Source organism: Microbacterium sp. IEGM 1404, from assembly GCF_030056775.1.
In the GTDB taxonomy this organism is placed as follows: Bacteria; Actinomycetota; Actinomycetes; order Actinomycetales; family Microbacteriaceae; genus Microbacterium.
Genome location: NZ_JASHKP010000002.1, coordinates 273,944 through 297,486, shown reverse-complemented (window position 1 = coordinate 297,486; position 23,543 = coordinate 273,944). Strand labels below are relative to the sequence as shown.

The following is a 23,543-nucleotide window of genomic DNA, read 5'->3' as shown; positions in this document are numbered from 1 at the left end:
GGGCTTTCCCGTCTCTGGTTCAGTCCTCGTCGGGTGTGAAGGGCACGCTCCCGGCGCTGCAGTACGAGCCGGGGGAGTGGACGAGATGCGCGATCCGCAGCTCCGCGTCCGCGTCGCCGGACATCTCGGGCCGCAGCTGCGGGGAGGCGTTCCACCGGAACTGCTCCTGCGCGGGGAAGCGACGGGCGTGCGCCTCGAGCCCGAGCGGCAGCAGGCGCATGCGGCGGTCGACCCACTCGGCATCCCACGGTCCCTCGGCCTGGATCTGCTCGGCCGCGCGGAATTCGTAGTAGATCGTGCGGCGGAGCCGGTTTCCGGTCACGGCTTCGGATCCGTGCACCACCATCACGTCGTGGACGAGCACGTCGCCGGGCTCGAGCTCGACCTGCACCACACCGGGCGCGTCCCAGCCGTACTCGTCCTGCAGCTGGCACACGTCCACGGGCGCGAGGTGCGAGCCGGGGGCGACGCGAAGGGCGCCCTCGCCGGCCTTGGAGGCGTCGAGGTAGACGTCGACGTTGAAGATGCGGTGCGTGCGGGGGTGCACGGCATCCTGGTGCCAGTCGATCGCGGCGCCGTCGCCGGTGTCCTTGAAGACGAGGGACTCGTAGGTGGGGACGAGGTCGGGGCCGGCGAGGCTCTCGGCGATTCCGAGGACCGCGGGCGATCCGAGGAGTTCGAGCGAGGCGGCCGAGCCCTTGCCGTGGAGGTAGTCGACGCGGAACATGCGCCGGGCGCCGCCGCGGGTGGCCCACTGGTAGTCGGGGCCGTCCGGGCTGTCGGGACCGAGTGCGCGTCCGGTGGCGATCCACTCGTCGGCGGCGTCCTGCAGGCGGGCCAGCAGATCGGCGGGGATGCGGCCGGGCAGGACGACGTAGCCGTGCGCGTCGAAGTGCGCGATCTGCTCGGGGGTCAGGTGGTACGGGGCGGTGGACACCGACGTCGGCGTCGAAGTGAGGGTGCTCATGACCTCACGGTACGGCCGGACGAAAGGCGATTTCCTCGCGCTCGCCCGGACGTTCTTCCGGGATACTCGGAGCATGGATGCCACGATCTCGTCGTTCGACCTCGCGTGCTGGCGCGGGGCCGTCCCCCGGATGTCGGTGGCCCACACGCACGACGATCTGGAGTTCAACTGCGCCCCGGTGGAGCTGGAGTACCTCGTCGACGGGCGGCAGGTGGTTATCCCGGCCGGGGCGCTCGCGGTGTTCTGGGCGGCGCGGCCGCACCAGCTCGTGCGCGATTCCGGGGGGAGCGAACTGGCGTGGCTGACGGTGCCGCTCGCGCAGGCGCGGGGGTGGCGTCTCCCGGGGGAGTTCTTGACGCGCATGTTCGCCGGCGACGTCGCGGTCGCGCCGGAGGCCGTGGGCCCGTTGGCCCTGGCCGAGCGGGCCGGGTCCTGGAGCGCCGAACTCGACCCGACGCACCCGCTGCACCGCGCGGCGGTGACGGAGGTGCAGGCCTTCGTGCTGCGCGCGGCGTTCGCGACAGCCGCGGAGGGGCCGGTCGAGAAGGTCGGGGGAGGCCTCCGGGCCGACGTGGCCGACATGGCGGCCTGGATCGCCCGGCATGCCGCCGAGGACGTCACCGTCGCCGCGGTCGCCGCGCACGTGCACCTGCACCCGAACCACGCGATGACGGTGTTCCGTCACGCGCTGGGCGTCACGATCGGCGAGTATCTCGCGCAGTGCCGGATCGCGCGGGCGCGCGAGCTGCTCTTGACGACGGATGACGCGATCCCTGACATCGCGGCATCCGCGGGGTTCGGCTCGCTCAGCCAGTTCTACGCGCGATTCCGCGATCACACGGGCGAGGCGCCGGCCGCCTACCGTCGCCGCCACGCCGGGTGACGGGTCGTCGACGGACGCTCAGCAGGCGGCGAGCAGCGCCCGCGACTTCGTCTCGAGGAACGAGACCAGCGCGCCGAGCACGTTGAGCTCGTTCCCGAGGTTCACGATCCCCACGGCGGTGAGCTCGATCGTCGTGTCGCGCGCCTCCATCGTCGCCTTCCACCGGCCGTCGCTCCCGGCGATGGGCTGGAGGTAGGTGATGGTGGCGGCTTCGGTGAGGTCGACGACGATGAGTCCCCGGGTCACCTCGGTGTCGTCCTCCTGCTCGAGGACCCGCATGTCGCTGCCGGTCAGATACCCCAGGCCGCGGAACTCTTCGAGCCACTGCCCGAGCAGCTGGATGTCGAGCAGATCACGTACGGGCACAGCACACTCCGTCTCGGGCGCGGGAATGCGCTCGAGCCATTATGGCGGGTCGTGCGGCGAGATGGGTCGTGTGCTACCGGTTCAGGCCGCGCGCACCGGCCTCGCCGGGCGGCGGGGGGCGACGTGTTGAGCGGGAGTCCGCGGGAGGGAACTCTCGTCGTCCTGCCACGTCCGCAGGTCGATGACGAGCCCGGCGGAGGCGTTCGCCTGGTCGGCCAGTGCGCGGAGGTAGTCGCCGACGAGCTGCTCGGCATCGGCGGAGTCGAACACGAAGCGCATCGGGATGGACGGATGCAGCCAGATGGCGGAGCGTCCGGGATTCTCGGGGTCGCCGGTCCAGGTGAGGGTGAAGGACTCGTTGCGACGGAGCTTGGTGGAGGTGATCACCTTGACGTAGGCCATGAGACGGTCGGGGAAGGTCACCGGCGAGAGGTCGGTGCCGTAGTAGAGGCGGGCCATGTCGCGACCGTAGCACTATTTAACCGAGTTAAATAACTATATGAAATACTCACAGGTTTAACCAGGTCTGGCTAGGGTGGATGCCATGTCCCTGCGCCCCGCACTGTCCACGGCCCTCGACGCCTACGTCGAGGCGCGGCGCTCCGCCGAGGCGGCCACGCGCGCCGAACTGCGGCTCAGTGACACCGAGGTGCGTGCCCTGCTGCGGATCCGCGAGCGGCCCGGCATCCGCCCCTCCGAACTGCGCGACCACCTCGGGGTCACCTCGGCCGGGGTCACGACACTCGTCGACCGCCTCGTCGAGCGCGGACTCCTGCGCCGCGAGCTCGACACCGAGGACCGGCGCGTCAATCACATTCACCTCGAGGTCGACCTCGACGCCCTGCCCTGGTCGCAGCTCGACCGCTTCGCCCGTGATCTCGACGCCGCCGTCGACGGGGAACCGGTCGCCCAGTCGACGGCCTTCGCGGAGATGCTCGGTCGGATCACCCGGTCGGTCCTCGCCCCGCGCTGATCCCGGGGACGCGGGCGAACGCATCCTCCAGGGCTGCGCGCACCGCGCGGATGCCGGGGCGATCCGCCGTTCCACGGCGCACGGCGGTGAAGATCTCGCGCCGCGGCCGCTCGGGAAGGTCGATCGACCGCGTGGCGGGCTCGTCCCCGCCGAAGACGAGCGCGGGGATCATGCCCACCGCGTGCCCGGATGCCACGAGCCGCACATGCGCGGTGAGGTCGGCGAGCGCGAACCGGACGTCGGGCTCGAACCCGGCGGCCCGGCACTGCTGCGTCGCCCACTGACGGGCGGCGGTCCCCTCGGGTTCCATCACCCACACCCGGTCGCGCAGGTCGGCGAGCGAGGTGGCCGGATCGTCGTGCGCGACGGCGAGGCGGATGGCATCCCGCCCCAGCGTCCGGCGTTCCAGAAGGGCGCGCTGCTCCCGCGTGTGGCCGGGGTACTGCTCCGCCACGGCCAGGTCGAACCCGCGGGCGGCGACTTCGAACAGCCCCTCCTCGGGGGCGAGTTCGGCGATCTCGACACGCAGACGGGGTTCGGTCTTGGACAGGACGTCCAGGGCTCGAGGGACCAGTCCGTGCGCGGCGGACTGCATCACGGCCAGGCGGACGGGGGCGAGCGAGGGCTGGAGCAGCTCGAGTTCGGCGCGCGCGGCCTCGTCGGCGGCGAGCATGCGGGCCGCGTGCGCGGCGAGGGCCTCGCCCTGCGCGGTGAGGCGGACGCGCCGACCATCGGGTTCGAGGAGAGGGACACCCGCCTCGCGTTCGAGCTGGGCGAGCTGCTGCGAGATCGTGGAGGGGCTGAACGACAGGGCATCGGCGACGGCGGAGAGCGTGCCCCGCATCGAGAGCTCGTGCAGCAGCCGGAGGCGGCGCAGATCGAACATGGCATCCTTTCGCTCTGATCGAAGAATATCGTTCGTAAATCATCGCTTTTCCCGAATCGTGAACGGTCGCACACTGAGGGCATCCGAGGAAGGATCCCCATGTCGCTCACCGATGTCACCCCGGCGGAGATCGCCCCGGCCGACCTGGCCGACGACGCCGTCGCCCTCGTCCGCCGCTGGCTGGCCGAGAGTCGCTCCGAACCGGTCGACGCGGCGGCCACGCGGTTGGCCGGCGTGCTGCGCGACCCGAACGGTCTCGCCTTCACCGTGGGCTTCGTCGACGGGGTCGTGCGGCCCGAGGACCTCCGTGTCGCGGCGGCCAACCTCGCGGGGCTCGCGCCGCTGGTGCCGTCGTTCCTTCCGCTGCACCTCAAGGCCGCGATCCGCCTCGGTGCGCTGACCGCACCGATGCTGCCGCGGGTCGTGGTCCCCGCCGCGCGGACGGCGCTGCGGTCGATGGTGCGCCACCTCATCGTGGACGCGAGCGACCGCCGACTCGGCGACGCCATCGCCGCGATCCGAGGCCGCGGCGAAGGTATCCGGCTCAACGTGAACCTGCTGGGCGAGGCGATCCTCGGCAAGAAGGAGGCCGCGCGGCGGCTGGAGGGCACCCGCCGCCTGCTCGCGCGCGACGACGTCGACTACGTCTCGATCAAGGTCTCCTCGACCGTCGCCCCGCACACGCCGTGGGCGTTCGACGCCGCCGTTGCCGACGCGGTGACGGCGCTGCGCCCGCTCTACCGCGTGGCGAAGGCGACCGGCACCTTCCTCAACCTCGACATGGAGGAGTTCAAGGACCTCGACCTGACCCTCGCCGTCTTCGAGACGCTGCTCGGCGAGCCCGAGTTCCACGGCGTCGAGGCGGGGATAGTTCTGCAGGCGTACCTGCCGGACGCCCTGGCCGCGATGATCCGCCTGCAGGAATGGGCCGCCGCGCGGGTGGCATCCGGGGGTGCGCCGATCAAGGTCCGCGTCGTCAAGGGCGCGAACCTGCCGATGGAGCGCGTCGACGCCGACGTGCACGACTGGCCGCTCGCGACCTGGCCGTCCAAGCAGGCGACGGATGCCTCCTACAAGGCGGTGCTCGATTACGCCCTGCGCCCCGAGCACACCGCGCACGTGCGGATCGGCGTCGCCGGGCACAACCTTTTCGACGTGGCGCTGGCGTGGCTGCTGGCCGAGCGCCGCGGGGTCACCGGCGGCATCGACGTGGAGATGCTGCTCGGTATGGCGACCGCGCAGCAGGCGGTGGTGCGTCGCACCGTCGGCTCGATCCTCCTCTACACGCCGGTGGTGCACCCGCAGGAGTTCGACGTCGCGATCGCGTACCTGATCCGGCGGCTCGAGGAGGGGGCGTCGAGCGAGAACTTCATGTCGGCCGTGTTCGACCTCGGCACGCACGAGGCGCTGTTCGCCCGCGAACGCGACCGCTTCCTCGCGTCGCTGGCTGACATGCCCGTGGGTGTTCCCGCGTCGCACAGGGTGCAGGACCGCACGGGGGTGCCCGCGCCGGCGCCGCGGGACGGGTTCCGCAACACCCCCGACTCGGACCCCGCGATCGCCGCGAACCGCGCGTGGGCCGAGGGGATCGTGTCGCGCATGCCGTCGTCCCGGCTCGGCATCGACACCATCGCCGCGCACACGGTGACCGAGGAGTCCGTGCTCGACGATCGGATCCGCGCGGCGGCGGCCGCCGCCGTCGCGTGGCGCGGCCTCGGGGCCGACGCGCGTGCCGAGATCCTGCACCGTGCGGGCGACATGCTCGAAGCGCGCCGCGCCGACCTCATCGAGGTGATGGGCGCCGAGTGCGGCAAGGTCGTCGAGCAGAGCGACCCCGAGGTGTCGGAGGCCATCGACTTCGCCCACTACTACGCCGAGCAGGCGCGGCACCTCGAGCACGTCGACGGTGCCCGGTTCACGCCCGTGGCGCTCACCGTAGTCACGCCCCCGTGGAACTTCCCCGTCGCGATTCCCGCCGGGTCGACCCTCGCCGCGCTCGCCGCCGGGTCGTCCGTGGTCATCAAGCCCGCGGCGCTCGCTGAGCGCTCCGGCGCGGTGATGGTGGAGGCGCTGTGGGAGGCCGGTGTGCCGCGCGACGTCCTGACGCTCGTGCAGGTGTCCGAGAACGACCTCGGCCGACAGCTGCTCACGCACCCGGCCGTGGAGCGCGTCGTGCTCACGGGGGCGTACGAGACCGCCGAGCTGTTCCGCTCCTTCCGTCCCGACCTGCCGCTGCTGGCCGAGACGAGCGGCAAGAACGCGGTCATCGTGACACCGAGCGCCGACCTCGACCTCGCCGCGAAGGACGTGGCCCTGTCGGCGTTCGGTCACGCCGGTCAGAAGTGCTCCGCGGCATCCCTCGTCGTGCTCGTCGGGTCGGTTGCGACGTCGCGTCGCTTCCGCGACCAGCTCGTCGACGCCGTCACCTCCCTCGAGGTCGGGATGCCGTGGGACGACGCCGCGCGCGTCGGACCGCTCATCGAGCCCGCGCAGGGCAAGTTGCTCCGGGCCCTCACCACCCTCGAGCCCGGACAGCGTTGGCTCGTCGAACCGCGCCGCCTCGACGAGGACGGGCGACTGTGGCGCCCCGGCATCCGGGAGGGAGTGCGGCCGGGGAGCGAGTTCCATCGCACCGAGTACTTCGGTCCGGTGCTGGGCATCATGACGGCCGAGACCCTCGACGAGGCCATCGAGATCGTCAACGCCATCGAGTACGGCCTGACCTCGGGACTCCACGCTCTCGACGAGGCCGAGATCGAGCGGTGGCTCTCGCGTATCGAGGCCGGCAACGTCTACGTCAACCGCGGCACCACGGGCGCCATCGTGCAGCGCCAGCCGTTCGGCGGGTGGAAGAAGTCCGCGGTGGGCGCCGGGACCAAGGCCGGCGGTCCGCACTACCTGTTCGGGTTCGGGTCGTGGACGGATGCCGAGTCCCGCGCGCCGCGAGGTGCGGACGCCCTCGCGGGTGCTGCCTCGGCGGCGGTGCCCGCGGAGGACCGTGAGTGGCTGGCATCCGCCCTGGCCTCCGATGCGGCCGCGTGGGCGTCGGAGTTCTCCGTTGCTCGGGACGTCACGGGCCTGGAGTCCGAGCAGAACGTCCTGCGCTACGGCACGGTGCCCGTCATGGTGCGGCTCGAGGATGCCGCGGACGTCGCCCTGGTGCGCGTCGTCGCAGCCGGCGTGCGGGCCGGCTCCGCGGTCACGGTCAGCGCCGGTCGTGAGCTGACCGCCGCGGTGCGGGCGTGGCTCGAGGGGGCGGGCGTCGCGTACGAGATCGAGGACGCCACGGCGTGGGGGCGGCGCGCGGCACGGCTCGCGCGCGCCGGGGGTCGGGTGCGGCTGCTCGGCGGCTCGGCGGAGCGTTTCGCCGAGGACACGGCCGGGTCGCCCGCCGTGGCGCTGTACGCGGGAGAACCGACGCGAGCCGGAGAAGTGGAGCTGCTGCCGTTCCTTCGGGAGCAGGCCGTGTCGATCACCGCGCACCGCTTCGGGACGCCCCGTCGTTACACCGTGCCGCCGCTCGCGACCAGCTGACTCCGCCGGATGGAGGCGGGGACCGGTGTCCCCGCCTCCGTCTGCGGTGACGTGACCGGGTCGCCGGCGACCGTGCGCAGCGGGAGTTCGCCCGCCCAGACCGCGCGGTCCTCGCCGTCGTCGTCCTCTTCGACCGCCGAGTCGGCGTTGTCCTTCACACTGGCCTCGGCCAGGGGCAGGCGCAGCACGAGCGTCGCCGCGAGCTCGCGCGCGGTCATGGGCCGGACCTCGGCGGCGCGCCCCGGCATGAGGTGCTCCGACAGTGCCAGCAGCGCGTCCTCCTTCTCCTCGGCGGGGACGACGGATGCCACCCCGTGCACGACCGCGCACCGGTACCGCATCGAGCTGTCGAACAGCGAGCGGGCGTACTTCAGTCCCAGAAGGTGGGTCACGGTGAGGCACACGGGCGCCCCCGCGGCGATCCGGCGGAAGAAGTCGCTCCCCGTGGACCCGTGGATCAGCACGTCGTCGCCGTCGCGCCCGATGCCGACGGGGAGGGCGACCGGACGGTTGTCGCGCACGATCGCGAGGGTGGCCGCGAGGGATCCGTCGAGGATCTCGTACAGCGCCGCCCGGTCGGTCGTCTGATACTGCGGCAGGCGGCGCACCCGCGTGAGCGGAGTGAGGGGGAGATCGGTCATGCGTCGATCTCAGTCGCTCAAGCGGTCCATCGCCTAGGCCGGTTCTCGCGTTTTCGCATGGACCAGTGCCAGGCTGGGGCGATGATCTCGTCCGGCATCCTGGATCGTTCGTCGTCCGTCCCGTTGCACGTCCAGCTCACGCACGGACTGCGGGGGGCGATCGTCGACGGCCGGTGGGTGCCGGGGGAGGCGCTGCCGTCGACGCGGGCCCTCGCCGACGACCTGGGCGTCGCCCGCGGCACCGTCGTCGCGGCGTACGAGACCCTCGCCGGGGAGGGGTATCTCGTGGCTCAGCCGGGCGGGCGGACGACGGTCGCGGCGCTGCCGCTCGGTCCCGCGGTGCCCGCGAGTGCGCCGGTCGCGCCCCGCTCGCCGGGCGCGGTCGCGATTGATCTGCGTCCCGGGCGGCCCGGTACGCGCGGCCTCGCCGATGCGGCGTGGCGATCCGCCTGGCGGCGTGCGAGCGCGCGCGACCCGGAAGCGGACGTCGACGACGAGAACGGATTGCCCGCGCTACGCGCGGAGATCGCCCGACACCTCGGCCGCACGCGGGGGTTGGCGGTCGACCCGGTCGACGTGATCGTCACAGCCGGCACCAGCGACGCCCTGCTGCTGGCGGCGTTGGCGCTTCCGCGGCGGCGGCCGGGGCGGTTCGGGGTCGAGAACCCCGGGTATCCGCGGGTGCGGACGATCCTCGCCCGCGTCGGCGTCGAGGCGGTTCCGCTTCCGGTGACCGTCGAGGGCGGTCTCGACCTGGATGTCGTGGAACAGTATGGCGATCTGGAGGCCGTCGTCGTGACGCCCCACCACCACTACCCGCTCGGCAGCCGGATGGATGCCACGGCGCGAGCCCGTCTGATCGCCTGGGCGCGTCGGACCGGGACGGTGGTGATCGAGGATGACTACGACAGCGAGTTCCCGCACGGTCGGGCGCCGCTGCCGCCGCTGCGGCTCCTCGATTCCCACGGGGTGGCCCTGGTGGGCACCGTGTCGAAACTGCTCAGCCCGGCGCTGCGGTGCGGGTGGATCGTCGCCGCGGGGGACGTCCGCGACCGCCTGAGCGCGGCCCGCGCCGACCTGGATCTGCCCGTCTCCAGCGTCCTCCAGCACGCGCTGGCGCTGTATCTCGCGGAGGGATCCCTCGCGCGGCACACCGCACGTCGACGCCGGGACTACCGCCACCGACGTCGCCTCGTGCTGGAGGCGTTGCAGTCGGTCGAGGGCGTGGAGCTGGCGGCGATGAACGGGGGGCTCCACGCCGTCGTGCTGTTCGGCGGGTCCGGCGCGCATGATTCGGGCGGTTCAGCTACCTCGACGCGGGCGGCCGCGCGCATGCCGGAGTCGGAGCCGGCGCGGGAGTCGGCGCCGTGGTCGGCGCGGGCGTCGGAGCCGGCGCGGGAGCGGGAACGCGAGGAGAAGGTCGTCGCCGCGGCCGCCGGTCGGGGTGTGCTCGTCTCGGGGCTGTCGGAGTACGGCGTCCCGGGCGCCTCCGCAGATCTTCCCTCGGGCATCGTGCTCGGATACGCCGAACCGGCGACCCCGCAACTGGCGCGTGGTCTCGCCGTCGTGGCCGACGTGTTGCGACACACCGGCCGTACCTGAGCTTCGGTCTGCTCGCGGGGTGGGGCGACCGGGGTGGGGCGGAAAGAGGGCCACGCGGAGCGACGCGGAGATCGGAACCGCGGGAACGGGCTGCGGGGAACGGGGCAGCCAGGAACGGAAGAGCGGAGAGCTGAGCCCGGGAGGGGAACGTCGGGAGCGGCAGGCCGGCTCGGCCTGGTCCACCGCGCGGTCCAGACCTTCTCGGGACATGACCACGGGAACGGAACCGGGGAAACGGAATCACGGGAAGGGGACACGGACAGAGTCAGAACGGTGGGGCCGGGCCGGGGCTACGCCGAAGCCGTGAGCGACTGGGGCAGAGCCAGAACGGCGGCGCTGAGTCGGAGCCAGGCCGGAACGTGAGCGACAGGGGGTCAGAACGGTGGGGCTGGGTCGGAGCCAGACCGAAGCCGTGAGCGACTGGGGTCAGAACGGCGGGGCTGGGCCGGAGCGAGGCCGGAGCTGTGCCCCGCACGGGTCAGAACGGCGGGGGATCAGCATCCGGCACGAAGACCACCCGGGACGGGACCCTCTCGTGATGCTCCTGGCCGAGCGGGCTGCGGAACCTCAGCGTGCCATCGCTTTCCTGCGTCACGGTCCATCCGGTCTCGGTCTTCAGCGTGTGATGTCGCACGCAGAGGTGGCACAGGTTGTCGAGGCGCGTGGGACCGCCCTCGTGGGCCTCGTGATTGTGGTCGATTTGGCAGCGGACGATGGGCGCGCGGCATCCGGGTGCTCGGCAGTGCCGATCGCGGGCAGCGAGGAATCGTCGTTGCGACGTCGTCGGCGCATACCGGTCGACTTCGAGCACCGACCCCGTGACCGGGTCGCACAGGACGCGATCCCACCCCGGAGCCTGCGCGGCCAACCGCCGTGCGGTGTCGGGGTCGATCGGCGTGAGTCCGTCGATGCTCGCGCCGGCGTCGGTGCACCCGAGGAGGGTCAGCACCGGCACCGTCACCTGGACGTGTCCGCGGATCGCGCCCAGCCCGCCCGGGCAGACGCTGTCGTCGGTCGGGTCGACCGCGGGGGTCGCGGTGAGCAGCAGATCGGCGCAGACGTCCGCGCCGATCTGCGCCAGGGTGCGGGTGTCGGACGGCCCGGCGTTCGGGGTCGGGCCGATCGCCCCTGCCGACGTCTCGTGCGTCCGGATCCGGCCTTCCGCCGCCTCCGGCGCCTGGATCCGAGGTGCCGGTGCGTCGGGTGCATGAACCCGAGGTGTCGGAGCCTCGACCGCCGCGGTCCCGTCTCCTTCCGCCTCGACCGCCGCCGCGCGGATCGCCGCAGCCTGCCGTCTCAGCCGATCGCGGATGCCGTACGCCACCGTCGCGGGGAGGATCACGCTCAGTTCGGCCATGCCGTCGGCGAGATCGCGGACGCTCACGCCGCGCGTCACGGCGGCGCGCGCGTGTCTCACGGTCATGCCGACCGGGTGAACGCTCTCGGCGAGCTCGCGTCCGAACGCCCGCACGCGGCCGGGGGAGTCGCGCTCCGCCCTTGCGAGAACGACCTGCTCCCACCCGGCGCGCGTCGCATCGTCGTCGAGCACGATGCCCGTCTCGAGGATGGCCTGCGCGTGCCGCACGCCGATGCGCCCTTCCTCGAGGGCATCCACCGTGGCGGCGAACTTCTCGGTGAGGGTGTGGGCGTCGGACAGCTCTCTCTGCACCGTGAGGTCGTGGCTCCGCGTTGCGACGGCGATCTCGAGCGCGAGCGAGCGGACCGGCATCTCTCTTTCCCGCGTGGTTCGCGAGCGGGACCGCGCGATCTCGTCGAGCGCGATCTGGAGGGCTTCCGCCCGGAGCCTGACGAGCGATGCATGGACACCGGCCGCCCGGATTGACTCTTCGCGGATCGCCGCGACGAGCATGCGCAACCGGTCATCGTCGGCTGACGAGGTCTCGCGGAGGGGGATCGGGGGCATGAGTCAAAGATAGAACAAATGTTCGAATAAAGCACGGGATCTCACCCCTGCAGAACGCGAGATCACCCGCTCGTGCGAGGCCCTCGGCGCGACAAGCCGCGCCCTCTCCGCCCCGCGGCGCGAGATGTTCTGGCCCAACGCCCCCGCGGCGCGAGAAGCTCCGGCCCCCTATCCCCGACCCAGGATCTCCAGCGCCGCCATGGCCGCGTTCTGCCCTCCGATGCCGCTCACGGCACCACCGCGTCGCGCCGATGAACCGCAGATCAAGATGCGACGGTGCTCGGTGTCGACGCCCCACCGTTCCGCAGCGCCCAGCTGATCCCCGCCGCCTTCCGCAGCCCCGCTACCACCCGCAGCCCCGCTACCACCCGCAGCCCCGCTACCACCCGCACTCCCGCCGCCACCCGCAGTACCGGCACTACCCCCGTCGCCGTCGAGCCACGGCCAGGACAACCCGCCGTGGAAGATGTCGCCGCCGATCATCCCGAGCGAGCGCTCGAGATCGGTCGTCGTGCGCGCCTCGATGCACAGGCGCCCGTCGGGGGCTTTCATGATGCAGTCCCGCAGCGGTTCGGCGAGCACCGAGTCCAGCGACTGCTGCGCGGCGGCGAGCAGTCGCGCGCCGGCGGCGACGGGGTCTTCCTCCTCGATGAGTCGGTGCGGAACCTGGAGCCCGAAGAGCGTCAGGGTCTGCGCCCCGCTCGCCCGCAGGTCGTCGCCGAGGATCGTCGGGTCGGTGAGTGAGTGGCAGTAGATCTCGGCCGGGAGCGGCGCGGGCACGAGTCCGGCGGAGGCGGCGACGTAGGCGGCATCCAGCTGGGTCATCGTCTCGTTGACGTGGAACGTTCCGGCGAACGCGGCCTCGGGCGAGACGGACGTGTCCTTGAGCCGGGGCAGCCGCGACAGGAGCATGTTGACCTTGATCTGCGCACCCTCGGGCTGAGGTGTCGTCGTCGGTGCGCCGCCCGCCGTGAGGAGGCGCGCGAGCACCGCACGGCCCACGCCGCTCAGCACGACCTCGCCGACGAACGCCTCGGACCGGTCGGTGACCGCGTGCACCTCACCCGACGGCGACACAGCGATCACCTCCACGCCCGTGCGGATCTCGGCACCCGCCTCGCGGGCCGCGCGTTCGAGCTCGGCCGTCACCGCGCCCATGCCGCCCACGGGGACGTCCCAGTGCCCGGTCTCTCCACCGATGACGTGGTACAGGAAGCACCGGTTCTGTGCGAGCGACGTGTCGTCGGACGACGCGAACGTCCCGATGAGTCCGTCGGTCAGGGCGATCCCGCGCGCCAGGTCGCTCTCGAACGATGCCCGCAGCAGGTCGCCGAGGGGGCGTCGCGTGAGCGCCTCCCACAGCTCGTCGTCGCCGAGGCGCGCTCGCATCTCGTCGGCCGTGGGCAACGGTTCGGTCATCGTCGGGAAGACCGCGCGCCCGAGTGGAGCGAGCCGGTCGCCGAACGCCGCGAAGCGCTCCGCCTCGCCGGGATCGCCGAGCGTCCGGGCGAAAGACGCCGCGGTCGCCTCGGCATCCTGGGTGTCGATCAGGATGCCACGACTCGGGTCGGCGGGATCCGGCGTGTAGGAGGAGTACCGGCGGCGCTTCAGCTCGATGCGCAGGCCCAGATCATCGATGATCTTCCGCGGCAGCAGGCTGACGAGATACGAGTAGCGGGAGAGGCGTGCGTCGACGCCGGGCCACGGGCGTTCCGACACGGCGGCGCCGCCGACGGCATCCTGTCGCTCGAGGACCACCACCGAGCGGCCCGCGCGGGCGAGGTAGGCCGCGGCGACGAGGGCGTTGTGCCCGCCGCCGACGATGACGACGTCGTATCGAGTGGTCTCCGGGGGGTTCATGTGCCCACGGTAGCGACGGGCGCCGACATCGCCCAGAGGGGTGGCATCCCAGTAGCGTGGATGCCATGACCCGCGCCGCAGACCTGCTCGAGATCGCCACTCGCATCGCCCGGGAGGCCGGCGATCTGGCCGCGCAGCGGCGGCGCGAGGGCCTCGAGATCGCGACGAAGTCGGTCGCGGCTGACATCGTCACCGCCGCCGACAAGGAGGTCGAGGCGTTCGTGCGGGCCGAGCTGGCGCGCGAGCGCCCCGAGGACGGCTTCTACGGCGAGGAATCCGCCGCGCAGGAGAGCCGCAGCGGCATCACCTGGGTCGTCGACCCGATCGACGGCACCGTGAACTACGCCTACGGGATTCCGGCGTGGGCCGTCAGCATCGCCGCCGTCGAGGGGTCCGCCGACACGGCGACGTGGAGCGCGGTCGCCGGTGTCGTCTACAACCCCGTCTCGGGCGAGATGTTCCGGGCGTCGCGCGGCGGGGGAGCGTGGCTCGGCGAGACCCGTCTCTCGGTCACGGCCGAGGTCGGAGCCGCCGGCGGCCTCGTCGCCACGGGGTTCGGATACGACCCCGCCACGCACGCCCCGACTCTCGAGCTCCTGGGTCGCGTCATGCCGATCGCGCGCGACATCCGCCGCATCGGCGCCGCGTCGCTCGACCTGGCATCCGTCGCCGCCGGACGAATGGATGCCTACTACGAGAAGGGCACCAACCCGTGGGATCACGCCGCGGGCGTGCTGCTCGTCGAGGAGGCCGGCGGCATGGTCGGAGGGGCGCCGGGCGGGCGCCCGGGGAAGGGCATGGTCATCGCCGCGGGGCCCGGGTTCTACGAGCGGCTCGAGCGGATCCTCGAACCGGAGCTGTGAAAGCCGACGCCTTCATGGCATTCCCAGTGAGGCCGGGGTAGGGTAGTTATCTGTTCGTTATTTTCGCGACCCGAACCTGCGGAAATGGCAGAAGCCCGAAAGCCCGAAGCCGTCGCGCCTGCGACATGAACCGAGAGCCCCCGCGCGTTGCCGTCAGAAGCCCCCGAGACTGAGCCCGCCCGAACGCGGCGATCCAGTCGCCCCTCCGCCACGCCCGTCGCCCCCGAGTTGACGCGTGCCGAGCGCCGCCGCCGCACGGCGGAGACGATCGTCGAAGACTCCGCCCCCGAGTCGGTCGCGCTCGACCCGGCGCCCGTCGACGCCGACCACGCGTCGCAGCCCGAGATCGTCGAGCAGGTCGCCGCGGCCGTCGTCGAGACGGTGATCGCCGCCACGATCCAGCCGACCCTCCCCGCTCCGCGCCGGCGGTCGTCGCGTGCCGCTGCGAGCTCCGTCGCCCCCGAGGCGACGGAGGCCGAAGCGATCGCGACGACCGAGGTCGTGGCATCCGAGTCCTCGGCATCCGATGCCCTCGAGGTGACCGTCGTCGACGAGCGCCGCTCCGACGACGGGGTCGCGGTCATCCTGCAGAGCGCCGACGCGGCCGAGGCGACCACGCCGGTCTCCCTCCCGACGTCGCCGATCACCCTTCCGGTGACGCGTCGCAGCCGTCGTCGTCCCGCCGCCGTCGAGGCTCCCGAGCCGGTCGCCGTGCCGGAGCCCGTCGAGCAGCCGGCCGCCGCGGATCCGGCGCCCGCCGCGGAAGAGCCTGCCGCCGCCGCCGAGCCTGCACCGGCCGCTGAGCCCCGCGCGTCCGCCCCGGCGGACGAGATCGCCGACGAGTTCGAGGCCGCGGCGCGGCTGTTCTCGTTCACGGGCGAGAACGCCGTCCAGCGTCCCGCGCCCGAACCGGTCGCCGAGGCCACGCGCCCCGTCACCCAGGGACTGCCCGTGGGTGCCGCGCCCCGCCGCCGCAACGGCCGTCGGGTGGCCGCCGCTTCCTTCTCGGTCGGTGTCATGGGTCTCGTCGGTCTCCTCACGGTGGGGATGACGATGCCCGTCAGTGCCCTCGCCTCCGCCAACGGGACGACCAACGTCGCAGCTCCCGCGGACGTCGCGACCCAGAACCTCGCGGTCGCAGGAGGAGACGTCGGCGGCGGATCGATCCAGGCCTACGTCGCGCCCGCGCAGTCGCAGTCCGCGATCGTCGACCGCGCCGACGGGTACTCCGCGGCCACCAACGCGCAGGTCGCGGCCGACACCGGCATCAAGAACCCGAGCGACTTCTACGTCAACGACACCTCGGCGGCCATCCAGTGGCCGTTCGCGGTGGGCGTGGGCATCACCTACGGCTTCGGCATGCGCGACGGCGTCATGCACGAGGGCGCCGACTTCGTCCCCGGCGAGGGTGCTCCGATCCAGGCGATCGCCGACGGCGTGGTCCGCGAGGCCACCGAGGCCGGCGGCGGGTACGGCGTCGTGGTCGTCATCGATCACAAGATCGACGGCCAGCTCGTCTCGAGCCGGTACGCGCACATGCTGTACGGCTCGCTCCAGGTCAAGGCCGGCGACACCGTCCACGTCGGCCAGGTCATCGGCCACACGGGCAACACCGGCCACTCGTTCGGCGCCCACACGCACTTCGAGATCCTCATGAACGGGACGGTCGCCATCGACCCGATCGTCTGGCTCCGCGCGAACGCCGGCCGCCACTCGCTCGATTAGAAGAGGTCGCCAAGCTCTGATATTCTCTTCTAGTTGCCCGGAGCGATCCGGGTACGCCCCGATAGCTCAGTGGCAGAGCACTTCCATGGTAAGGAAGGGGTCGTCAGTTCAATCCTGACTCGGGGCTCACAGCATCTCCTTCACGGGGATGCCGCGCGGCGGGGTAGCTCAGTTGGTGAGAGCGCACGACTCATAATCGTGAGGTCGCGGGTTCAAGCCCCGCTCCCGCTACATCTCGGACAGGTCAGCTGTCTTGCTCGAACACGTGCGTCTCTACTGTTGGCAACGCTCAGGGTGATGCTGCGATGAATGTGCCTGGCGACGATGAGATGTTCTCGCTTGAGTCCCTGGTCTCGAGGCTGCGCGGTCTTCCGGAGAGCGTCAGCGAGCTCCTGTGGGAACCGTTTGAGCTCGCCAGTGAGAATTTTGGCGGCATCCTGATGCGCCTGCCAGACGAATGGACCCCCGGGGGCTCTCCGTCGCTCGACGAGGTGCGGCTCGCGGCGCGAATGGGCGTAGGGGTCGCGTCTTACCGTCATCCCCGACAGGTGGATGAATACGGCACGGGGCGATAACAGACGGATTGGTCCGGGGTTGCCGGGAAGTCGGTGCTCCCCGGCAACCCCCGAAGATAACTGTCGCCTGGCTACCAGCTCTTGTAGAAGTACGGGCTGTTCGTCGGAGCGACGCTCGATCCGGATTGTTGGCCGGTGACCACACAGCCGGAGTTGTACGTCGTCGCCGACCAGGTGAAGGAACGGCCAGCCGCACCCAGTTCGATGTACTGTCCCGTGAGGCCGTCGGGCACGGTGTAGCTGCCGGATGCCGATTGGGTTACCGAATACGACTCGCCCAGGGTTACGCCCGCGGTTACCGACGCCTGTGCTATCACCGATCCAACGCTCACACTGCCGGAGGTGGAGACATCGGAGTGCACCTCGCTGGTTTGCCCAGCCGAGATGGTCAGTGTCGCTCCTCCGTCACCATAAGCTCGAAAGGTTCCGGGCACATACGTTGTTGCCACGTTGGATACGGCGATGTCGGGCCCACTTCCCGAGCACTCAGAGTTGGGTGTGACGTCGGAGGCGTTCGCTGAGCTAACACCTAGCCCTGTCATCGCAACCGCAAGGACCGTGGTCACGGTCACCCTGGCCCATCGTTGACCTGCCTTGCTCATTTCTCACCCGTCCTTTCGTGTGTAGTAGGTGGTGAGCCAGTAATCGCTTCCGTCGGGGATGTCGATGTGCAGGGTCGTCGGCTGTGACGGGTCGTCGAGTGGCACGGCAGCGATAGAGGTGCCCGCCGTGCCGCACGCAGCGCCGACGGTATTCGGGTGCGCCTGTTCGACGGTGATCGAGTAGGTGTCCGTGCCGGTGCAGGTCAGGAGAAGCACAACTTCGACGGGAGCGTTGAGATCGGTGGCCGATAAGGTGACGGTTTCGTCCGTGTCCCCGGAGAAGTTGCCGGCCGGGACGGCGCGAGGATACTGCGCCACGACCTTCTCGCCTTGGCTGGCGAAGTGTTCTCCGTCGGTGGCGGTGCCGATGGGCGTCGTCGATGTCGCGGTAGTAGGCGTCGGGGATGGGCTCGGGGCTGGTGGTGTGCACGCCGCCAGCGCGATCAATAGCGGGACGGCTCCGACAATGGTCAAGCTTCGGTATACGTTCATCTCACCCTCCCACTTCGCACTCCGTTTCATCGCCGGCCATGTTTGTGCAGGCGCAGCCAAAAGGGAAACTGGGTATTTTGAGATAGTTCTCAGGAGCGATCGAATCGCCTCCTGATCTCCGGTTAAGCCGAACCGCTCTGTTGCTCTCTCAGCGCCAGTGCCTTGCAGTACTGACCTGACTCGGATACCAGGGGCGTGGGCGGGTCCCCATTCAACGGTGGGCGTAGCTGGACTCCCTCCTTGATGAGTCGCTGCCGGACGTTGTTGTAGCTGGTGTCGAGGTGGGTGGCAATGGCGGCGATCGGATGGCCGTGCTCATGCAGCGTGCGTGCGACCTCGACTTGGTCGACCGTGAGCGGCCGGCGGCGCACCGTCATGCCTTCGTCTCGGAGCAAGCGGAGGATGCCGGTCTTGGAGAGTCCATAGGTGCCGCAGAGACTCCGTGTCGTTGCGCCCGGTTCGGATGAAGGTCCATCTGTTCGACAGGCGAAGCGTGGGAGATTTCTCCGGCGCTTCTTTCGTTGGTCGTCGCGGTGAGCGCTGCGTGGTGCGCAGCTGCGGGAAGCGGCTACAGACTGCATTGCTTCTCGTTTCGAGGCACAGAGCACAGCAAGAAGGGACTCTCCAACGCAAGAGCGTGCGCGGGTTCAGCGGTGCGGAAATGCGCAGCCTGATCGAGCAACTAGAGCGACGGGTCTCCGGTCCCGCGGCCTCGTGAGGATCCTGGTCGCGGCGGCGCCGAACGCGCACCCTCACACTTCCGTCGAAGCGGCGCGCTTTTCGCGTCTTTCGGCCGTGTCCTGCCGGATGCAGCTGGTCAGCAGCACGAGCACGAGCACCCAGAGGAGTGCTTGGACGACGACGTTGATCGGCGAAGGATCGAGGTTGTCCGCGGATCTCGAGGTGAGGTCGCCGCTCGATACGCGGAGGGTGAAGTCGTTGAGTGCGTGGAGTCCCATCGCGATCCACAGCCGGCCGGTCGCCCGGAAGACGCCGTAGAACACGGCGCCCGATGTCGCTGTAACGACGACCTGGAACGCGACGAAGCCGGCCCCGGTCCCGGCGAGGACGCTGCCGAGGGCGTGAGCCGCACCGAACATCAACGAGGTGACGAGGAGCGTCACCGTTTCGCCGTGGTGGGCACGGAGGCTGGCGCGGAGAACACCGCGGAAGTACAGCTCTTCTCCCACGCCCACCAGGATGTTGACGAGCACGATCACGACGAGCACTGCGGCGCTCCAGGCTCCCCACGGGGTGCCCGCAAGTAGGACGATCGACTGGATCAGCAGAAGCGCCGGGAACGCGAGCATCCACCATCGCCGGGGCTGTGTCTCGAATGCCGCGGGAGTGCGCCAGACGTGCTTCGTCCACCCTGCCCGCCACACGAACCAGACACCGGCCGCGACGAGCGGGATCAGCACCGGGAAGTGGCCGAGGGAGAGCTCGGCGACGTCGTCCTCCGTCGAGATCCCTTCGGTCAGGAGCTCGGCGACGCCGCCGGCGAGGGCGACGTAGACGATCGCGGCGACCAGTCCCACCCAAAACCGTCGGGGCACCCGCTCCGCGGGTGTCTCGGTCGCCGGCGGATGCGCGTTCGCCGGCGTGTGTCGTCGATCGGAGGGCCCTGTCGTCACCACAACTCCGTTCCGCGACGCGAGGGAGTCAATCATCGACGCCGCGTCTCCCTTCATCCTCGCAGCATCCATCGATCGAGTGCGAGACCGAGCTCCCGACGGGGTCAATCCAGGCTCGCCGCGAGACCGGCGTTCCACGCGTGAGAAACCTCGCGCCACACCGCCCCCCACTTCTAGGGGTTCTCAGCCCCGATATCGCTGTTCCGCCCTGTGCGGCGAGGGGGCGGCTTTTATTCTGGCGAGGCTTCGCGTCGTCAACCCGAAAGGCACGTCCCGTGCGATTCTCCGAGACCATCACTCCCATCTCCGCCGTCGAATACCACGGATTCTGGGGTTCGTTCTGGGACCTGATCTGGTGGTTCCTGGCCGTCTTCATCTTCATCAGCTACCTGTTCGTCCTCTTCTCCGTGATCGGCGACCTCTTCCGCGATCGGAAGCTGAACGGGTGGGCGAAGGCGGCGTGGGTCATCTTCCTGGTGTTCTTCCCGATCCTCACCGCGCTGGTGTACCTCATCGTCCGCGGTCGCGGGATGGGGGAGCGCAGCCAGGCTCAGGCCGCCCGGTACGAGGAGGCCCAGGCCGCTTACATCAAGTCCGTCGCGGGTCAGACGCTGACGCCCGCGGATGAGATCGCGAAGGCGAAGGCGCTCCTGGATGCCGGGACGATCTCGCAGGCCGAGTTCGACCGGTTGAAGGTCAAGGCGCTCGGCTGAGCCGACCCCTCCACCATCCGAAGGAGAGCGCCGGTGCCCGGCGCCGGCGCTCTCGAAGTCCCACTGGGAAGGTCACGATGACGGATACGAAGACCTCGGCCGCGACGACCACGGGCACCGCGTCGTGGCTTCCGCTCATCGTCGTGGTGTTGACGCAGGTTCAGGCGTCTTTCGCCGTGAACGCGCTCACCGTCTCGATGGCGGGGATCACGACCGATCTGAACACTCCGGCGACCTCGGTCGGAACGGCCATCACCGCGGGCACGTTCGCGATGGCCGCCTTCATCCTTCTGGGGGCGAAGATCGGCGCGCGCTTCGGCACCCGCGGTGTCTTCCAGATCGCCGTCGCCATCCACGCGGCGGCCATGGCGGGCGTCGCGTTGAGCCTCAGCCCGGCGATGCTGTTCATCGCGCAGGCGTCGTCGGGTGCCGTCATCGCACTGATCGCGCCGGCGTTGACGGTGTTCATCGCCACCAACTACAGCGGTGATCGTCAGGCGAAGGCGATCGGGCTCCTGGCCGCGGCCATCCCGCTCGCCGGCATCCTCGCCCTCCTCCTGGCCGGCTGGTTCGCCGAGACCATCGGGTGGCGGTACTCCTTCGCCCTCATGGTCGCCCTCGGCGTGGTCAACCTGGTGCTCAGCTTCCGGTTGAAGCGCGTCCCGGCGCAGCGCGATCTCCGCATCGACTGGACGGGCGCGCTTCTGGCGGCGGTGTCCATCATCCTGCTGAGCTTCGGTTTCTCGGGGCTGAACTCGTGGGGCCTGTGGCTGGCCACCGCGCAGGCGCCCTTCGACGTCCTGGGCGTCTCGCCCGCGCCGCTCCTGATCATCCTCGGGCTGATCGGCGGCCAGCTGTTCTTCCTGTGGGTCGGCAAACGTCAGCGCGAGGGCGCCCCGCGCATCTTCGACCTGCGGGTGCTGGCATCCGGAACGGAACTCGCCATCACGGCGTGCATGTCGATCATGCTGTTCGTCGGCACCGCGGCCAACTTCCTCATCCCGCTGTACATGCAGGTGGTGCAGGGGCTGACCGGCATCCAGACGTCGTTCTCGATCATCCCGTACACGATCTCGATCTTCCTGGCGTCGACGTTCGTCGCCTACCTCTACAAGGTCGCGCCGCCGCGGATCATCGGGTCGGTCGGGTTCGTGGTGGTCGCGGCGGCGCTGTCGCTGATCGCGTTCACGATCCGGGGCGACTGGGGTCAGGCGTTCATCGTCGTGGGGCTCGTCCTCCTCGGCCTCGGGCAGGGAGCGATCGTCGCCCTCGTGTTCAACACGCTCCTCTCGTCCGCACCGAAGCAGCTCGCGGGCGATGTGGGGGCCTGGCGCGGTCTCGTCCACAACCTCAGCGGTTCCGTGGGAATCGCCGTGGCGAGCGCCTTCGCCGTCGGCATCCTGGCCGCGACCCTGCAGGCGAGCGCCGAGGCGCACCCCGAGATCTCTCCTCAGCTGATCAGCGAGGTCAACATCAACGAGGCCGACTTCCTCACGAACGCCCAGTTGGAGGCGGTCCTTCGGACGACGAGTGCGTCCGAGGCCGAGACCGCCGCCGCGATCCAGGTGAACGAAGAGGGACGCGTGCTCGCGCTGAAGGTGTCGCTGCTCGCGCTCGCGGGTCTCGCGCTGCTGGCGATCATCCCGGCGACCCGCATGCCGGGCCGCATCGCCGGAGAACTGCCCGAGAAGGTGGAGCCCGACGATCCGGATGCCATCGACGCGAGCATCCCCCTCAACCCGGTGGCCCAGAAGGAGGCGTCGTCATGACGCAGGGAACAGCATCCATCGACTCCCCGTCCGTGCCGGGCCTCGTCGAGCTCGACGCGGTCGTCGTCACCCGGGGTGACGGCGCGGAGGACACCGAGGCCGTCGGCTACGTGGTCTTCGCCGAGGGCGAGGTGCCATCGGCGCTCGGACTCGATCGCGCGGCGCTCGTGCGCGCCGGCTTCGACGCGAAGGTGGGGAGCACGCTCTCCCTCCCGGTCGCGTCCGGACCCGATCTCGTCGCGGTCGGCGGGGGCGCCCCGAGCGACCTGACCCCCGCGCTCCTGCGGGACGTCGCGGCCGCGTTCGCGCGCGCCGCGGCCCGTCGGGCGCGGGTCGCGCTCGTCGTGGACGGCGGCGTGCCGGACGGCGCGGGCGAGGTCGAGGCCGCCGCGCTCGTCGAGGGGATTCTCCTCGCGCGCTACGGATACACCGGTCTGAAGTCGGAGTCGAAGCGCGTCCCGCTCGCCGCGCTGCAGCTCTCGCTCGAGGGCGTCGCCGACGATGCCTTCGAGCGAGGGACGGCCACGGCACGCGTCGCCGCGCGCGCCGCCGTCGTGGCACGCGACCTCGCGAACACGCCGCCCGGACGCCTCACGGCGACACGGATGGCGGAGGTCGCCGTCGAGCTCGGTGCAACGTACGGGTTCGACGTCGAGGTGTTCGACAGAGCCGCCCTCGTCGAGCTCGGCTGCGGTGGTCTGCTCGGGGTGAACCAGGGGTCGTCCGAGGAACCGCGCATGGTCAAGCTCGTCTACCGTCCGGCGGGCGGTGGCGGCCGCCACCTGGGGCTCGTCGGCAAGGGCATCATGTACGACTCCGGCGGGATCAGCCTCAAGCCGTCCGACCCCATGCATCTCCTCATGAAGATGGACATGGCGGGGGCCGCGGCCGTGCTCGGCGCCTTCACCGCCCTGCGTGACAGCGGCGTCTCGGCCGCGGTCACGGGCTGGCTGATGTGCACCGACAACATGCCCTCCGGGACGGCGTACAAGCTGGGCGACGTCCTCGTCGCCCGCGACGGGACCACCGTCGAGGTGAAGAACACCGACGCCGAGGGGCGCCTGGTCATGATGGATGCGCTCGCGCTCGCCGTGGAGGACGAGGTGGATGCCATCCTCGACATCGCCACCCTCACGGGCGCCGCGCTGATGGCCCTCGGTGGATCGACCGCGCCGGTCTTCTCCAACGACGACGCCACGGCCGACCTGGTCCTCGCGGCCTCCGCCGCCACCGACGAGCCGGTGTGGCGGCTGCCGCTGGAGAAGAAGTACCGGCCGCAGCTGGATTCCGCGATCGCCGACATGTCCAATCTCGGCGGCCCCTACGCGGGAGCGACGACCGCCGCGCTGTTCCTGTCGCACTTCGTGCGCGACATCCCTTGGTCGCACATCGACATCGCCGGGACCATGCAGACGGAGAAGGACGATTCCTGGCGCTCGGCGGGGGCGACGGGCTTCGGCGCACGTCTGCTGCTGCACGCCGCCGCGCACTTCGGATCGGACGCGTCCGCCTGACCGCGGACGTCCGACCTCTC

General features: G+C 70.7%; 20 protein-coding genes and 2 tRNA genes. 11 read left to right on the top strand and 11 right to left on the bottom strand.

Going from position 1 to position 23,543, the window contains the following annotated elements:
* Positions 1–19: 19 nt before the first annotated feature.
* Positions 20–967 carry a phytanoyl-CoA dioxygenase family protein gene (locus QM517_RS07140; RefSeq protein WP_077052357.1) on the bottom strand — a complete coding sequence of 316 codons (948 nt, stop codon included), beginning with the start codon at positions 965–967 and terminating at the stop codon, positions 20–22.
* Between QM517_RS07140 and QM517_RS07135 the strand changes: the two genes are divergently transcribed.
* A complete protein-coding gene (locus QM517_RS07135; RefSeq protein WP_283286208.1) occupies positions 966–1,850 on the top strand; it encodes a helix-turn-helix domain-containing protein in 885 nt (294 codons plus the stop codon). The two genes, QM517_RS07140 and QM517_RS07135, sit on opposite strands and share 2 nt — an antisense overlap.
* A gap of 18 nt (positions 1,851–1,868) precedes the next feature.
* Here the strand turns inward: QM517_RS07135 and QM517_RS07130 are convergent, their stop codons facing one another.
* On the bottom strand, positions 1,869–2,216 hold the full coding sequence (locus QM517_RS07130; protein WP_077052355.1) for a hypothetical protein: 348 nt from the start codon (positions 2,214–2,216) through the stop codon (positions 1,869–1,871).
* A gap of 81 nt (positions 2,217–2,297) precedes the next feature.
* Entirely contained in the window at positions 2,298–2,675 is a 378-nt protein-coding gene (locus QM517_RS07125; protein ID WP_278102511.1) for a DUF7882 family protein, read from the bottom strand.
* 85 nt (positions 2,676–2,760) lie between these two features.
* On the opposite strand from QM517_RS07125, the gene QM517_RS07120 reads away from it, so the two are divergent.
* Positions 2,761–3,189, top strand: coding sequence for a MarR family transcriptional regulator (locus QM517_RS07120; RefSeq protein WP_283286206.1), 429 nt, complete (start codon positions 2,761–2,763; stop codon positions 3,187–3,189).
* Here QM517_RS07120 and QM517_RS07115 read toward each other — a convergent pair.
* Positions 3,161–4,075, bottom strand: a complete 915-nt coding sequence (locus QM517_RS07115) for a LysR family transcriptional regulator (protein ID WP_283286204.1) — start codon at positions 4,073–4,075, stop codon at positions 3,161–3,163. The genes QM517_RS07120 and QM517_RS07115 overlap by 29 nt on opposite strands.
* A 99-nt stretch (positions 4,076–4,174) precedes the next feature.
* Between QM517_RS07115 and QM517_RS07110 the strand changes: the two genes are divergently transcribed.
* Positions 4,175–7,609, top strand: coding sequence for a bifunctional proline dehydrogenase/L-glutamate gamma-semialdehyde dehydrogenase (locus QM517_RS07110; protein ID WP_283286201.1), 3,435 nt, complete (start codon positions 4,175–4,177; stop codon positions 7,607–7,609).
* Here QM517_RS07110 and QM517_RS07105 read toward each other — a convergent pair.
* The gene (locus QM517_RS07105) at positions 7,579–8,250 is read right to left on the bottom strand and encodes a pyridoxamine 5'-phosphate oxidase family protein (RefSeq protein ID WP_283286199.1); all 672 of its coding nucleotides are present in this window, start codon (positions 8,248–8,250) and stop codon (positions 7,579–7,581) included. The genes QM517_RS07110 and QM517_RS07105 overlap by 31 nt on opposite strands.
* A 57-nt stretch (positions 8,251–8,307) precedes the next feature.
* Here QM517_RS07105 and pdxR point away from each other — a divergent pair, with 57 nt between their 5' ends.
* On the top strand, positions 8,308–9,852 hold the full coding sequence (gene pdxR / locus QM517_RS07100) for a MocR-like pyridoxine biosynthesis transcription factor PdxR (protein WP_283286198.1): 1,545 nt from the start codon (positions 8,308–8,310) through the stop codon (positions 9,850–9,852).
* Between the two features lie 478 nt (positions 9,853–10,330).
* Here pdxR and QM517_RS07095 read toward each other — a convergent pair whose 3' ends face one another.
* Both QM517_RS07095 and QM517_RS07090 read right to left on the bottom strand, forming a co-directional pair.
* Positions 10,331–11,776: an HNH endonuclease gene (locus QM517_RS07095; protein ID WP_283286196.1), complete on the bottom strand. Its 1,446-nt coding sequence runs from the start codon at positions 11,774–11,776 to the stop codon at positions 10,331–10,333.
* A gap of 168 nt (positions 11,777–11,944) precedes the next feature.
* On the bottom strand, positions 11,945–13,636 hold the full coding sequence (locus tag QM517_RS07090) for a phytoene desaturase family protein (RefSeq protein ID WP_283286194.1): 1,692 nt from the start codon (positions 13,634–13,636) through the stop codon (positions 11,945–11,947).
* A gap of 65 nt (positions 13,637–13,701) precedes the next feature.
* On the opposite strand from QM517_RS07090, the gene QM517_RS07085 reads away from it, so the two are divergent.
* The 4 genes from QM517_RS07085 (at position 13,702) to QM517_RS07070 (ending at position 16,455) form a co-directional block, all read left to right on the top strand.
* On the top strand, positions 13,702–14,499 hold the full coding sequence (locus QM517_RS07085) for an inositol monophosphatase family protein (RefSeq protein ID WP_283286192.1): 798 nt from the start codon (positions 13,702–13,704) through the stop codon (positions 14,497–14,499).
* Positions 14,500–14,727: 228 nt separating this feature from the next.
* The gene (locus tag QM517_RS07080) at positions 14,728–16,224 is read left to right on the top strand and encodes a M23 family metallopeptidase (RefSeq protein ID WP_283286191.1); all 1,497 of its coding nucleotides are present in this window, start codon (positions 14,728–14,730) and stop codon (positions 16,222–16,224) included.
* Positions 16,225–16,279: 55 nt separating this feature from the next.
* Positions 16,280–16,351, top strand: a tRNA-Thr gene (locus QM517_RS07075).
* A gap of 30 nt (positions 16,352–16,381) precedes the next feature.
* Positions 16,382–16,455: transfer RNA gene (locus QM517_RS07070), tRNA-Met, on the top strand.
* Positions 16,456–16,870: 415 nt separating this feature from the next.
* Here QM517_RS07070 and QM517_RS07065 read toward each other — a convergent pair.
* From QM517_RS07065 to QM517_RS07050, 4 genes are all read right to left on the bottom strand, one after another.
* The gene (locus QM517_RS07065; protein WP_283286190.1) at positions 16,871–17,371 is read right to left on the bottom strand and encodes a hypothetical protein; all 501 of its coding nucleotides are present in this window, start codon (positions 17,369–17,371) and stop codon (positions 16,871–16,873) included.
* 33 nt (positions 17,372–17,404) lie between these two features.
* The gene (locus QM517_RS07060) at positions 17,405–17,893 is read right to left on the bottom strand and encodes a hypothetical protein (RefSeq protein WP_283286189.1); all 489 of its coding nucleotides are present in this window, start codon (positions 17,891–17,893) and stop codon (positions 17,405–17,407) included.
* A 122-nt stretch (positions 17,894–18,015) separates the two neighbouring features.
* Positions 18,016–18,270, bottom strand: a complete 255-nt coding sequence (locus tag QM517_RS07055; RefSeq protein ID WP_283286188.1) for a hypothetical protein — start codon at positions 18,268–18,270, stop codon at positions 18,016–18,018.
* 375 nt (positions 18,271–18,645) lie between these two features.
* A complete protein-coding gene (locus QM517_RS07050; RefSeq protein ID WP_283286187.1) occupies positions 18,646–19,431 on the bottom strand; it encodes a CPBP family intramembrane glutamic endopeptidase in 786 nt (261 codons plus the stop codon).
* 371 nt (positions 19,432–19,802) lie between these two features.
* Between QM517_RS07050 and QM517_RS07045 the strand changes: the two genes are divergently transcribed.
* The 3 genes from QM517_RS07045 (at position 19,803) to QM517_RS07035 (ending at position 23,523) form a co-directional block, all read left to right on the top strand.
* Entirely contained in the window at positions 19,803–20,240 is a 438-nt protein-coding gene (locus QM517_RS07045; protein WP_083696726.1) for an SHOCT domain-containing protein, read from the top strand.
* Positions 20,241–20,317: 77 nt separating this feature from the next.
* Positions 20,318–22,009: an MFS transporter gene (locus tag QM517_RS07040; protein ID WP_083735179.1), complete on the top strand. Its 1,692-nt coding sequence runs from the start codon at positions 20,318–20,320 to the stop codon at positions 22,007–22,009.
* On the top strand, positions 22,006–23,523 hold the full coding sequence (locus tag QM517_RS07035; protein WP_283286183.1) for a leucyl aminopeptidase family protein: 1,518 nt from the start codon (positions 22,006–22,008) through the stop codon (positions 23,521–23,523). The genes QM517_RS07040 and QM517_RS07035 overlap by 4 nt, the downstream gene beginning before the upstream one ends.
* Positions 23,524–23,543 lie beyond the last annotated feature (20 nt).

Bases quoted from the DNA above. Each gene is read 5' to 3' on its own strand.
- QM517_RS07095 (WP_283286196.1), bottom strand. From the start codon at position 11,776: ATGCCCCCGATCCCCCTCCGCGAGACCTCGTCAGCCGACGATGACCGG.
- QM517_RS07055 (WP_283286188.1), bottom strand. From the start codon at position 18,270: ATGACGGTGCGCCGCCGGCCGCTCACGGTCGACCAAGTCGAGGTCGCA.
- QM517_RS07135 (WP_283286208.1), top strand. From the start codon at position 966: ATGACCTCACGGTACGGCCGGACGAAAGGCGATTTCCTCGCGCTCGCC.
- QM517_RS07140 (WP_077052357.1), bottom strand. From the start codon at position 967: ATGAGCACCCTCACTTCGACGCCGACGTCGGTGTCCACCGCCCCGTAC.
- QM517_RS07105 (WP_283286199.1), bottom strand. From the start codon at position 8,250: ATGACCGATCTCCCCCTCACTCCGCTCACGCGGGTGCGCCGCCTGCCG.
- pdxR (WP_283286198.1), top strand. From the start codon at position 8,308: ATGGACCAGTGCCAGGCTGGGGCGATGATCTCGTCCGGCATCCTGGAT.
- QM517_RS07125 (WP_278102511.1), bottom strand. From the start codon at position 2,675: ATGGCCCGCCTCTACTACGGCACCGACCTCTCGCCGGTGACCTTCCCC.
- QM517_RS07090 (WP_283286194.1), bottom strand. From the start codon at position 13,636: ATGAACCCCCCGGAGACCACTCGATACGACGTCGTCATCGTCGGCGGC.
- QM517_RS07110 (WP_283286201.1), top strand. From the start codon at position 4,175: ATGTCGCTCACCGATGTCACCCCGGCGGAGATCGCCCCGGCCGACCTG.
- QM517_RS07120 (WP_283286206.1), top strand. From the start codon at position 2,761: ATGTCCCTGCGCCCCGCACTGTCCACGGCCCTCGACGCCTACGTCGAG.
- QM517_RS07035 (WP_283286183.1), top strand. From the start codon at position 22,006: ATGACGCAGGGAACAGCATCCATCGACTCCCCGTCCGTGCCGGGCCTC.
- QM517_RS07085 (WP_283286192.1), top strand. From the start codon at position 13,702: ATGACCCGCGCCGCAGACCTGCTCGAGATCGCCACTCGCATCGCCCGG.
- QM517_RS07060 (WP_283286189.1), bottom strand. From the start codon at position 17,893: ATGAACGTATACCGAAGCTTGACCATTGTCGGAGCCGTCCCGCTATTG.
- QM517_RS07115 (WP_283286204.1), bottom strand. From the start codon at position 4,075: ATGTTCGATCTGCGCCGCCTCCGGCTGCTGCACGAGCTCTCGATGCGG.
- QM517_RS07040 (WP_083735179.1), top strand. From the start codon at position 20,318: ATGACGGATACGAAGACCTCGGCCGCGACGACCACGGGCACCGCGTCG.